The 266-nt window shown below is 52.6% G+C and carries 1 pseudogene; it reads right to left on the bottom strand.

Annotation, left to right across the window (positions count from 1 at the left end):
- A pseudogene (locus tag BWI93_RS13050) lies at positions 1-266 on the bottom strand (mannose-1-phosphate guanylyltransferase); the annotation flags it as partial.

The following is a 266-nucleotide window of genomic DNA, read 5'->3' as shown; positions in this document are numbered from 1 at the left end:
ACAAACTCCTTCACTTTCTGCTCCTTGTCCTTGGGGCAGATCAAAAGCACATTGTCAAACTCGGCAACGATGTAATCCGAAAGGCCTTCTACGACCACCAGCCGCTCCTTGGGCGTTTTGATGATCGAGCCCGTGGTGTTGTGGGTGACGATGTGGCCATCAATCACGTTGTCGTTCTCATCTTTCTCACTAACCTCGTAGAGGGACTTCCACGTACCCAGATCCGACCAGCCAATGTCGCTGAGAACCACGTGCACGTTCTGAGC

This window comes from Siphonobacter sp. BAB-5385, from assembly GCF_002261125.1.
GTDB lineage: Bacteria > Bacteroidota > Bacteroidia > Cytophagales > Spirosomataceae > Siphonobacter.
Note: the sequence above shows the minus strand (reverse complement) of the source record. Positions and strands in the feature narration are given on the sequence as shown.